The sequence below is a fragment of the Streptomyces huiliensis genome (assembly GCF_020037025.1).
GTDB classification, from domain to species: Bacteria; Actinomycetota; Actinomycetes; order Streptomycetales; family Streptomycetaceae; genus Streptomyces; species Streptomyces huiliensis.
Genome location: NZ_JAIQLH010000266.1, coordinates 1 through 10,909 on the forward strand (window position 1 = coordinate 1; position 10,909 = coordinate 10,909).

At 73.1% G+C, this 10,909-nt stretch carries 10 protein-coding genes; all 10 read left to right on the forward strand.

The genetic code is table 11. The features are described 5' to 3' along the window. Positions 1-1,846, forward strand: a 1,846-nt coding sequence (locus tag JNW98_RS36745) for a thioesterase domain-containing protein (RefSeq protein WP_308015685.1), incomplete at its 5' end; no start/stop codon positions are given. After that, positions 1,839-3,290 carry a methylmalonyl-CoA mutase family protein gene (locus JNW98_RS30580; protein ID WP_223771548.1) on the forward strand — a complete coding sequence of 484 codons (1,452 nt, stop codon included), beginning with the start codon at positions 1,839-1,841 and terminating at the stop codon, positions 3,288-3,290. The genes JNW98_RS36745 and JNW98_RS30580, both read left to right, overlap by 8 nt. Before the next feature lie 93 nt (positions 3,291-3,383). Then, entirely contained in the window at positions 3,384-3,644 is a 261-nt protein-coding gene (locus JNW98_RS30585) for an acyl carrier protein (protein WP_223771549.1), read from the forward strand. Continuing rightward, positions 3,641-5,221: an AMP-binding protein gene (locus JNW98_RS30590; RefSeq protein WP_223771550.1), complete on the forward strand. Its 1,581-nt coding sequence runs from the start codon at positions 3,641-3,643 to the stop codon at positions 5,219-5,221. The genes JNW98_RS30585 and JNW98_RS30590 overlap by 4 nt, the downstream gene beginning before the upstream one ends. Beyond that, complete coding sequence (locus tag JNW98_RS30595; RefSeq protein ID WP_223771551.1) at positions 5,218-7,128, forward strand: condensation domain-containing protein; 1,911 nt, start codon at positions 5,218-5,220, stop codon at positions 7,126-7,128. Before JNW98_RS30590 ends, JNW98_RS30595 begins: the two co-directional genes overlap by 4 nt. 2 nt (positions 7,129-7,130) lie before the next feature. Further along, positions 7,131-8,453, forward strand: coding sequence for a crotonyl-CoA carboxylase/reductase (gene ccrA, locus JNW98_RS30600; protein ID WP_223771552.1), 1,323 nt, complete (start codon positions 7,131-7,133; stop codon positions 8,451-8,453). Between the two features lie 44 nt (positions 8,454-8,497). Continuing rightward, on the forward strand, positions 8,498-8,905 hold the full coding sequence (locus JNW98_RS30605) for a cobalamin B12-binding domain-containing protein (protein WP_223771553.1): 408 nt from the start codon (positions 8,498-8,500) through the stop codon (positions 8,903-8,905). Then, entirely contained in the window at positions 8,902-9,642 is a 741-nt protein-coding gene (gene meaB / locus JNW98_RS30610; protein ID WP_223771554.1) for a methylmalonyl Co-A mutase-associated GTPase MeaB, read from the forward strand. The genes JNW98_RS30605 and meaB overlap by 4 nt, the downstream gene beginning before the upstream one ends. Before the next feature lie 193 nt (positions 9,643-9,835). Continuing rightward, on the forward strand, positions 9,836-10,495 hold the full coding sequence (gene def, locus JNW98_RS30615) for a peptide deformylase (protein WP_223771555.1): 660 nt from the start codon (positions 9,836-9,838) through the stop codon (positions 10,493-10,495). Positions 10,496-10,596: 101 nt separating this feature from the next. Next, positions 10,597-10,909 (forward strand): VOC family protein (locus JNW98_RS30620; RefSeq protein WP_223771556.1); only part of this gene is annotated, 313 nt, incomplete at its 3' end.

A 10,909-nucleotide genomic window follows, 5' to 3' on the forward strand; every position in this document is an offset into this window, starting at 1 on the left:
CGACGACTTCCACCGGCTGCTGGTGGCCGAGGGGGTCACCACGGTCAACCAGACCCCGTCGGCCCTGGAGATGCTCTCGCCCGAGGGCCTGGACCGGGTGCGGACCGTCTTCGTGGGCGGCGAGGCGTGCTCCGCCGCGCTCGTCGAGCGCTGGGCGCCCGGCCGGTCCATGATCAACGGCTATGGGGAGACGGAGACGTTCTACGCCTCGATGAGCGGTCCCATGCGGCCCGGCGGGGCCGCCCCCATCGGCACGCCGGTGCCGGGTGACGCGCTGTTCGTGCTGGACCCGGGCCTGCGCCGGGTCCCCGTCGGGGTGGTCGGCGAGCTGTACGTGGCCGGCCGCAGCGTCGGGCGCGGGTATGTGAACCGTCCCGGGCTGACGGCGTCGCGGTTCGTGGCCTGCCCGTTCGGTCCGGCGGGCGCCCGGATGTACCGCACCGGCGACCTGGTGCGCTGGAACCACGACGGCGAGCTGGAGTACGTCGGCCGCACCGACGACCAGGTGAAGATCCGCGGTTTCCGTGTGGAGCTGGGCGAGGTGGAGGCCGCGCTGGCCGCCGTCCCCGGCGTCGAGCGCGCCGCGGTGACCGTCCGGGACACCGCCGCCGGCAAGCAGCTGGTGGGCTACGTGGTGCCGGACGACGCGAAGGCCGGGCTCGACGGCGGCGCGGTGCGCGGGGAGGTCGCGGTCCGGCTCCCCGAGTACATGGTCCCGGCCGCGGTCGTGGTCGTCGGCGCGCTGCCGCTGACCGTCAACGGCAAGCTCGACAAACGGGCGCTCCCTGAGCCGGAGTTCACCGGCGGCGCCTACCGGGCGCCGGCGACGCCGACCGAGGAGGTCCTGGCGGAGATCTTCGCCCGGGTCCTCGACGTGCCGCGCGTCGGCGTGGACGACTCCTTCTTCGACCTCGGCGGCAACTCGCTGTCCGCGATGCGGGTCGTCGCGGCGGTCCGGGAGGCCTTCGACTCCCAGGTCGGCGTGCGCGCCCTGATGGAGGCGCCCACCGTGCGCGGCATCGGCCGGCGGCTCGCCGACTGGACCGCCTCCGACGAGCTGCCCCAGGTCATGCGGGTCGGCCAGGGCAGCGGGGACCCGCTGTTCTGCATCCACCCCGGCGGCGGCGTGAGCTGGTCCTACCGGGCCCTGGCGGGCGTCGTGGGCCGCCCGGTCGTCGCCATCCAGCAGACCGTCGACGACGGCGAACGCCCCGGCAGCGTCCGCGAGATGGCCGAGCGGTACGCCGACCTCGTCCAGTCGGTCAAGCCCGAGGGCCCCTACGACCTCCTCGGCTGGTCCTTCGGCGGGGTCGTCGCCCACCAGATGGCGGCGGTGCTGGAGCGCCGGGGCGCGAAGGTGCGGCGGCTGGTGCTGCTGGACGCGGCGGTGGTGGAGGCCGGGGCGGCGCGTGCGCCGGACGAGGCTTTCGACGAGGTCGACGTCGTGCGGTACTTCGTCTCCAAGAACGCCGACCTGGCCGCCCTGCCCGAGCTGCCCGAGCCGGTCACCCCGGAGCGGCTGGCCGAGTGGATCGAGACCCAGGCGGCCCGCGGCGCCGCCATCCCGCCGGCCTGGCTGGTCGGCCACGTCGTGCACAACCTCCGGTTCAACTCGGAGCTGTGGCACGGCCACACGCCGGACGTGTTCGGCGGCACCGCCGTGGTGTTCCGGGCCGCCGGCGAGGACACCGGGCCGGGCTACTCGCGCGACTGGAGCCGCTTCGTCGCGGGACCGGTCACCGAGTACGCGGTCGACTGCGGACACAACGACATCCTGAGCACCGACGTGTTGGGCGCCTACGGCGACCGGCTGCGCGCAGAACTGGAAGGTGACGCCGATGAGTAAGCCCGGCGAGTTCCCCTACGAGGCCGGAATCCACCCGAAGGGGTACACGTCCCGGCCGTGGACGATCAGGCAGCTGGCGGGCCTGGGCGACGGCCTGGACACCAACAAGCGCTTCCGGTACCTCCTCGACCGCGGCGAGACCGGGCTGTCCCTGGCCTTCGACCTGCCCACCCAGCTGGGTCTGGACCCGGACGACCCGACGGCCGTGGGCGAGGTGGGCCGCGCCGGGGTCTCGGTGGCGACCGCCGACGACCTGGCCGCCGTGTTCGAGGGGATCCCCCTGGACCAGGTGTCGGTCTCGTTCACCATCAACGCGACCGCGCCGATGATCCTCGCGCTGTGGATCGTGGTCGCCGAGGAGTCGGGCGTCGACCCGGCGCTGCTGCGCGGCACGCTGCAGAACGAGATGCTGAAGGAGCACGCGGCCCGCAAGGCGTTCGTGTTCGAGCTGGACGACAGCTTCCGCTTCTCGCTGGACGTCGTCGAGTACTGCGTGCGCCACCTGCCCAAGGTCAACCCCGTGTCGATCTCGGGCGGCCACGCCCGGGAGGCCGGCGCGAGCCGGGCCATGGAGGTGGCGCTCGGGATCGCCGACGCGGAGACGTACCTCCAGGGCATGCTGGCGCGCGGGTTCACCGTCGACGAGGTGGCGCCGCGGCTGAGCTTCATCTTCGGCACCCATATGGAGGTCCTCGCCGAGGCGGCGAAGTTCCGGGTGCTGCGCAGGATGTACGCCACGCGCATGAAGAGCCTGTTCGGCGCCGAGGAGGAGAAGTCGACCCGGATGCGCATCCAGGTCAACACCTTCGGCTCCGCGCTGGCCGCCAGCGAGCCGCTCAACAACATCGCGCGGACCACCGTCCAGGCCATGGCGGCCGTGCTCGGCGGCGTGCAGTCCCTGCACGTGTGCGGTTTCGACGAGGCCGCGCAGACCCCCGGGCAGCTGTCGGCGCGCGTCGCGCTGCGCGTCCAGCAGATCCTGCTGAAGGAGACCGACCTCGCCCGGTACGTCGACCCGCTCGGCGGCTCCGACGCCATCGCCCGCATCGCCGACGAGATCGAGGCGGAGGCGGCGGGCTGGCTGGACGACATCGCGGCCCGCGGCGGGCTGCTGAACTGCCTGCGCAGCGGCTGGCTGGAGGAGCGGATCGACGACATGGCGTACGCCGGCGGCGGCCCGGTGGTCGGCGTCGTCGACGCCGAGGAGTCCGAGGAGGAGGACTGGCTGACCGAACGGCAGCTGCGCTCCGGTGTCGTCCCGGGGCGCCGCCGGCCCTTCCGGCGCGGGTCCTGCGACGCCGAACTGCGCGCCCTCACCGAGGACGTCGCGGCGGGCCGGAACGTCATGGAATCCATGATCGCGGCGGCGCGGGCGCGGGCCAGCATCGGCCAGATGCAGCGCGCCGTCGCCGCGGGCCTCGGCGCTCAGCCGCCGGGCGCCTGACCCCCCTCCGCCCCACGTTTTCCCCCCTTCGAGCCCGCTCGCCCCGCACGCGGACGTGCCGGTGCCCGAAAACCGAGTCGATAGCGAAGAGACATGAACAAGCAGCAGCTGACCGACACCATCATCGCGTTCTGGGAGCGAGCCATCGGCGAGGACGGCCTCACGCCCGAGGACAACTTCTTCGACCTGGGCGCCGACTCCCTGGTGGCCGCGAAGATCCTCGCCCTGATCGAGCGCGAGTACGGGCTGGAGGCGGAACTGCACCTGATATTCAACAACCCCACCATCGAGGAGTTCGTGGACGCCGTCGACGAGGCGCTGAGCGCCGCGGCGCAGCCCGGAGCCGGCGCATGACCGCGCCGGACATGCGGTCGCTGTGGGGCGGTCCGGTGACGCCGGACTGCTTCCTCACCACGTTCCTCCGCCACGTCGCCGACGACCCGGACCGCGAGGCCGTCGTCGACGCCGAGGGCTCCCACACCTACGCCGGTCTCGCGGCCTGGGCGCGGGCGGTGTCGGACGACCTCGCGGCGGTGGGCGTGCGGACGGGTGACCGGGTCGCGGTGTCGCTGCCGCGCGGCGCCGCCGCCGTCGCCGCGCTGCTCGGGGTGATGCTGCGCGGCGCCGCGTACGTGCCGCTGGACCCGGAATACCCCGTCGACCGGCTCCAGTTCATGGTCGACGACTGCGCGCCGCGCGCCGTCGTCGCCCCCGACGACACGCCCGTGCACTACGACGGCCCGCTGGTGCGCGTCCGTCCCGCGCCCGAGGTGTCCGGAGTGCCGGACGCGCCCGCGGTCGCCTGCGACCCCGAGCTGCCGGTCTACGTCATCTACACCTCCGGCTCCACCGGCTGGCCGAAGGGGGTGGCGCTGAGCCACCGCTGCGTCGACGCGATGGCCGACTGGCAGGCGTCCCACTCGCCGCGCCGCGACCTGCGGACCGCCCAGTTCGCCCCGCTGAACTTCGACGTCTCCTTCCAGGAGATCCTCGGCACGCTCTGCGGCGGCGGCACGGTGGTGGTGATGCCGGAGGAGCTGCGGCGCGAGCCGGCCCGGCTGCTGCGCTGGCTCGCCGACCAGCGGATCGAGCGCCTGTTCGTCCCGTTCGTCGCCCTGCAGATGCTGGCGGTGACGGCACGGCCCGCGACCCTGGCGGAGCTGCGCCTGGTCGAGGTGAACACCGCCGGTGAGCAGGTCGTCTGCTCGGACGACATCCGGTCGATGTTCGCCGCCCTGCCCGGCTGCCGGCTGGTGAACCACTACGGGCAGAGCGAGTCCGCCATGGTGACCTCGCACATCCTGGGCCCCGACCCGTACGCCTGGCCCCACCTGCCGCCGATCGGCGTCCCGCTGCCCGGCTGCGAGCTCCTCGTCGACCCGGAGGACCCGGACACGCCCCACATCGGCGAACTGCTGGTGACCGGACACCCGTTGTCCGAGGGGTACCTCGGGCGGCCGGAGCTGACGGCCGAGCGCTACGTGGACATCCCGCGCTCGCCGGCCGGCCACACCCGGGCGTTCCGCACCGGCGACCTCGTCGAACTCACCGACGACGGTGTGCGCTTCCTGTCCCGCATGGACAGCCAGACGAAGATCCGCGGCATCCGGGTGGACCTCCTGGAGGTCGACGCCCAGCTGCTGGCGGACCCCGGCATCGCCGCCGCCGCGACGGCCCTGGTGACCACCCGGTCCGGCCACACCAGCCTGCGGGCGGCGGTCGTCCCCCGCGCGGGCGGCAACGGGCCGTCCGAGGCGGACGCGCTGGCGCGGCTGCGCACGGTGCTGCCGGAGGTGGCGGTCCCCGTCTCGGTGACGGAACTGCCCGAACTGCCGCGGACCCCCAGCGGGAAGATCGACCGCGAGGCCGTGGTGAAGCTGATCACCGAGGACCTCGGCCGGCGCCGGCGCGAGCGGGGCGGCCGCGGATGACGACCGTTCTCCACGACCGGCTCGCGGACGCGGGCCAGTACGCCCTGTGGGCGGAGGCCACGATCGACCCGTCCATCAGCGGCGGCGGGTACTTCGCGGTGACCTTCCACGGCGCCGTCGACGAGCGCCACCTGCGCGCCGCCGCCGAGGCGGTGCTGCGGCGGCACGAGCCGCTGCGGTCGGTGCTGCGCCTGGTCGACGGGCGGCTGCGCCAGTGCGTCCTGCCGGCGGCCGACGCCTGCTCCTTCGCACGCGTCGACCTGCCTTGCGCGGACGGCGCCGAGCGGGCGGCCGTCCGGGCCTGGCGCCAACTGCCCGAGCGGCACGGGTACTGGGACCTGGCCACCGAGGCGCCCATCCGCTTCCGGCTCCTCACGCACGCCCCAGACCGCTGTTCGGTCGTGTTCGAGGCTCACCACGCCGGGTTCGACGGGCGCAGCAAGTTCCTCGTGGCCCGCGACTTCTCGCGCTACCTGACGGACATCCGGGCCGGCCTGCCGGTGTCCCCGGAGCCGCTGGCCGCGCCGGACACCCCGGTCGCCCCCGCCGACGTCACCGAGGAGGCCATCGCGTTCTGGCGGGAGGCCGTCGACCGGGCGGCGCCGGTGGCCCTGCCCGAGGGCGGGCGCCTGGGGCAGCGGACGATCACCTCGTCGCCCGCCGTCGAACTGGACCCGGCCGCGGTCGCCGCCCTGCGCTCGATGGCCCGGGAGTCGGAGGTGAGCACCTTCACGATGCTCCTGGCGGCGCTCACCCGTCAGCTGGCGGTCTACGGCAACGAGACCCCGCTGCTCGGCCTGGCCTCCGACGTGAGCGACGAGCGGACCCGCGGGGTGGCCGGGCTCCAGATCAACGTGGTGCCCGTCGCCCTGGAGATCCACCGGGGGGCGTCGGTCGAGCGGTCCGTCGACACCGCGCGCGAGGCGCTCGCGCAGCTGGCACGCCACCGGCGGGTGCCGTTCGTCGACCTGGTCGCCGGGGTGCCCGGCAAGCCGCTGGCCCGCCTGGGCACCGAGCTCGGCCTGTCCTTCCCCCGGCCGCCGGCCGGGCTGGAGACGGACGTCCCCGGCCTGCGCACCGCCTGGGACTTCTTCACCCCGAACACCAACGCCGCCCTCGCCAGGACGCTGCAGATCCGGGCGGACTGGCCGCACTGCCGGGTGCGCCTGGACTACCGCCAGGACCTGATGGGCGAGGCGGAGGCCGAGCAGCTGCTGACCGACTTCCGTACCGCCGTCTCGGACCTCGCCGCACGGCGGACGGCGTCCTCGGTCCGCCCGGCGCGCGCCGACCGCTCCGGTACGGCGGCGGCCGGCGGAACGCCGTACCGGTGCGCCGGCGTCCGGGCCGGGACCGCCGTCGACGACGACGCTCCCCACCCGCCGCGCCTGGTCCCCGCGGCCGGCGTCGCCTTCACGGCGCACGCCCGGTCGGGGGAGCCGCTGCCCCGCTCGGTCGCGGGCGCCCTCCACGCCCACCTGCCCGACGGCCGCGAGGTGCCCACCGGCGACTGCGGGTACGTCACCGCCGACGGCCACGTGCGGCTCCTCGGGCCGGCGGACGGCCGGTGGATCCGCACCCGCGCCCTGATCGACGCCTCCGCCGTCGCCCGCGTCGCCCGCACCCACCCGTGGGTCGAGGAAGCGGAGGTGTGGCTGGAGAAGGGCAGGACCGAGACCGCGGTGCTCACCGTGGCCGGTACCGGCCCGGACGCGCCGAGCGCGCGCGACCTCCGCGCCTTCCTGCGCACGCGGCTGCACGGCGGCGACCTGCCCGGGCGGATCAGGATCCGCCCCACCGAACCCCCCACCGCACCCTCTGCGGAACCCCCCACCGAATCCCCCACCGAATCCCCCACCGAATCCCCCACCGAATCCCCCACCGAATCCCCCACCGAAGAAGGATGACCATGGACGAGCTTTCCGCAGCCGTGATCGCGGGAGCCTCTCCCGACGTACTGGAGCGCCTCCCCGTCCCCCGCGACTACAACGCGGCCTATCTGCGCGCCGAGGACGTCGGCATGTTCGCCGGCGTGGCCGACAAGGACGTCCGGAAGTCCATCCACCTCGGCCGGGTTCCGATGCCGGAACTCGCCCCCGACGAGGTGCTGATCGCGGTCATGGCCGCGGCGATGAACTACAACACCATCTGGTCCGCGACCTTCGAGCCGCTCCCCACCTTCGCCTTCCTGCGCCACTACGGGAAGCAGGGCGGCTGGGCTGCCCGCCACGACCAGCCGTACCACGTGCTGGGCTCGGACGCCGCCGGCGTGATCGTGCGCATCGGCGACGGCGTGCGCAACTGGAAGGTCGGCGACCACGTCGCCGTGGCGACGGCCCACGTCGACGACCAGGAACCGCTCACCCACCACGACGGCATGCTGGGCGAAGAGCAGCGCGCCTGGGGCTTCGAGACCAACTTCGGCGGCCTCGCCGACTACGCGGTCGTCCGGGCGAGCCAGCTGCTTCCCAAGGCCGCCCACCTCAACTGGGAGGAGGCGGCCAGCAACCCGCTGTGCGCCGGCACGGCCTACCGGATGCTCGTCAGCGAGCGCGGCGCCAACATGCGCCAGGGCGACGTGGTGCTCATCTGGGGCGCGGCGGGCGGCCTGGGCGGTTACGCGGTGCAGCTCGTCCGGAACGGCGGCGGCATCCCGGTCGGCATCGTCAGCTCGGACGAGAAGGCCGAGATCGCCCGCAAGCTGGGCTGCGAACTGGTCATCGACCGCCGGGAGATCGGGGAGATCTCCGACGACCCGGACGTCACGGTGGCGACGGGCAAACGGCTCGGCAAGATCATCCGGCGGGAGATCGGCGAGGACCCGAACATCGTCTTCGAGCACGTGGGCCGCAAGACGTTCGGCATCTCGGTGTTCGTCACCCGGCGCGGCGGCACCATCGTGACCTGCGGTTCGAGCACCGGCTACCAGCATACCTTCGACAACCGCTACCTGTGGATGCGACTCAAGAAGATCGTCGGCAGCCACGGGGCGAACCTGTACGAGCAGTGGCAGGTGAACCGCCTCATCCAGCGCGGCCGCGTGATGCCGATGCTGTCCGAGGTGCACCCGTTCGGCGAGACGGGCGAGGCCGCGCGGGCGATCCAGCTGAACGAGCACCTCGGCAAGGTCGGCGTGCTCTGCCTGGCCCCCGAGCCGGGCCTCGGCGTCACCGACCCCGCGCTGCGCGCGCGCATCGGAGAGGACCGGGTCGCCCCGCTGATGTCGGCATGAAGGCACCGGCCGCGGGCTTCGGCACGTCAGGACAGGAGGAACGGATGCACCGGGTACGTGTGGTGGTGGCCAAGCCGGGGCTGGACGGCCACGACCGGGGCGCCAAGGTGGTGGCGCGGGCGCTGCGCGACGCCGGCATGGAGGTCGTCTACACCGGACTGCGCCAGACGCCGGAGCAGATCGTCCGCACCGCGCTGGAGGAGGGCGCCGACGCCGTCGGGCTGTCCCTGCTCTCCGGCGCCCACATGGAGCTCGTACCGCGCGTGCTGCGGCTGCTGGCCGAGAACGACGCCGCGGAGGTCCCGGTCTTCTGCGGCGGCGTCATCCCGCCGGAGGACGCGGTCCGGCTCGTCGAGCTGGGGGTGCTCCGGGTGTTCACCTCCCGGGACACCCTGCCGGACATCATCGAATGGGCCCACGCCACCCTGCGCCCGCTCGAGGTGGTGGAGTGACCGGCACGCCCCTGCGGGAGACGCTGGAGTCCGCGCGGCGCGGCGACATCCGGGCGCTGGCCCGGCTGATGGCCCGCGCGGAGAACCACGGAATCACGGAGGCCGACCTCGGGGCCCCGGACGTTCAGGGCCGCACCGGCGCGGCCGGCACGGTCATCGGGCTGACCGGCCCGCCGGGGGTCGGCAAGTCGACGTTCGTCTCGTGTCTCGTCGCCGAGTACCGGCGGCGGGGGAAGCGCGTGGCGGTGCTCTGCTTCGACCCGTCATCGCCACTGACCGGCGGCGCGCTGCTCGGCGACCGCATCCGGATGCAGGAACACGCGGACGACGACGGGGTGTTCATCCGCTCGGTGGCCAGCCGGGGGCACCTCGGGGGCCTCTCCGTCACCGCCCGGGCCATGATCGCGACGCTGCTCGCGGTCGATTTCGACGTCGTCCTCATCGAGACGGTCGGGGCCGGGCAGTCGGAGGTCGAGGTCGCGTCGGTCGCCGACCGGACCATCGTCGTCCTCGCGCCCGGCGCGGGGGACGGCATCCAGATGGCCAAGGCCGGAGTGCTGGAGATCGCCGACCTCTACGTCGTGAACAAGGCGGACCAGGAGGGCGTCCACACGATGGTCCGCGAGCTCCGGGCCATGGTGGCCCTGGGCACGCGCGACATCCCCGTCGTGACGACGACCGCCGCCCGCCGGGAAGGGGCCGCGGAGGTCATCGCGGCCCTGGGCACCGAGGACTGACGCGGCAGACGCTCGGGAGGAGCACCGTGCCTTTTCCGGCCAATTCCTGCCGGAAACGGAACGGTTGACGATTCGTCATCCCTGCTTACCGGGGGGTGATATTTTGTCCCGCGTTCGACCACACCGGGAAACGGCCGGTCGGGGCGCCGCCGCCCCGACCGGCTCTCGTACCTCTGAAAGGCGTTGGAAAAACATGGCTGTTCGGTTCGGTGATGCCTCGCAAGACCTCCGGGTGCGGGTGCAGGGGGAACCCGTCGACTCTTATCCGGAGTACGCTCCGGAGGTCGAGCGGGGTTCGCTGCACCGCATCACCGTCGTCGGCGAGGACGTGCTCCACCGGCGGTGCCGTCCGGTCACCGAGTTCGGCACGCCCGAACTCTCCCGGCTGATCGACGACATGTTCGCCACGAACCAGGTGGCGGAAGGCGCGGGGCTCGCCGCCAACCAGATCGGCCTGGACCTCCAGCTGTTCATCTGGGACATCACCGACGACTGGGGCGTGCGCCACGTCGGGCACATCGCCAACCCGGTCCTGGACGACGTCCCGGCCGAGGACCGCGTCCTCATCGAGGAAACCGAGGGCTGCCTGTCCGTTCCCGGCCCCTACCGCGTGGTGGCGCGCCCCGACCGCGCCGTCGTGCGGGGGTTCGACAAGGACGGCAACCCCTTGGTGATCGAGGGCCGGGGCTACTTCGCCCGGTGCCTCCAGCACGAGACGGACCACCTTTACGGCCGGCTGTACTTGGACCGCCTTTCCCAGCGGGAGCGGAAATCCGCGCTCCGGGAGATGGAGGAGTCCAAGGAAAAGATGTTCGCCCGGCGGGCCGCCACGGCGAAAAAGCTGGGCAAGTAACCGCCCCTTCTTTTCCGTCGGCCCGCCGACCCGCCGGGCCGTGAATTCGGTGTGACCGTCGGCACGTTGCACACCGGCCGGGCGTGCGGTGCACTGAGGCCATGCTGACGCGAATCGACCACATCGGAATCGCCTGTTTCGACCTCGACGCCACCGTCGAGTTCTACCGTGCCACGTACGGCTTCGAGGTGTTCCACACCGAAGTCAACGAGGAGCAGGGAATCCGCGAGGCGATGCTGAAGATCAACGAGACCTCGGACGGCGGCGCCTCCTTCCTCCAGCTGCTGGAGCCGACGCGGGGGGACTCCGTGATCGGCAAGTGGCTCGCCAAGAACGGCGAGGGGGTGCACCACATCGCGTTCGGCACGGCCGATGTGGCCGCGGCCGCCGAGGCCATCGGGGAGAAGGGGGTGC

Bases quoted from the DNA above. Each gene is read 5' to 3' on its own strand.
- JNW98_RS30580 (WP_223771548.1), top strand. From the start codon at position 1,839: ATGAGTAAGCCCGGCGAGTTCCCCTACGAGGCCGGAATCCACCCGAAG.
- JNW98_RS30585 (WP_223771549.1), top strand. From the start codon at position 3,384: ATGAACAAGCAGCAGCTGACCGACACCATCATCGCGTTCTGGGAGCGA.
- JNW98_RS30590 (WP_223771550.1), top strand. From the start codon at position 3,641: ATGACCGCGCCGGACATGCGGTCGCTGTGGGGCGGTCCGGTGACGCCG.
- JNW98_RS30595 (WP_223771551.1), top strand. From the start codon at position 5,218: ATGACGACCGTTCTCCACGACCGGCTCGCGGACGCGGGCCAGTACGCC.
- ccrA (WP_223771552.1), top strand. From the start codon at position 7,131: ATGGACGAGCTTTCCGCAGCCGTGATCGCGGGAGCCTCTCCCGACGTA.
- JNW98_RS30605 (WP_223771553.1), top strand. From the start codon at position 8,498: ATGCACCGGGTACGTGTGGTGGTGGCCAAGCCGGGGCTGGACGGCCAC.
- def (WP_223771555.1), top strand. From the start codon at position 9,836: ATGGCTGTTCGGTTCGGTGATGCCTCGCAAGACCTCCGGGTGCGGGTG.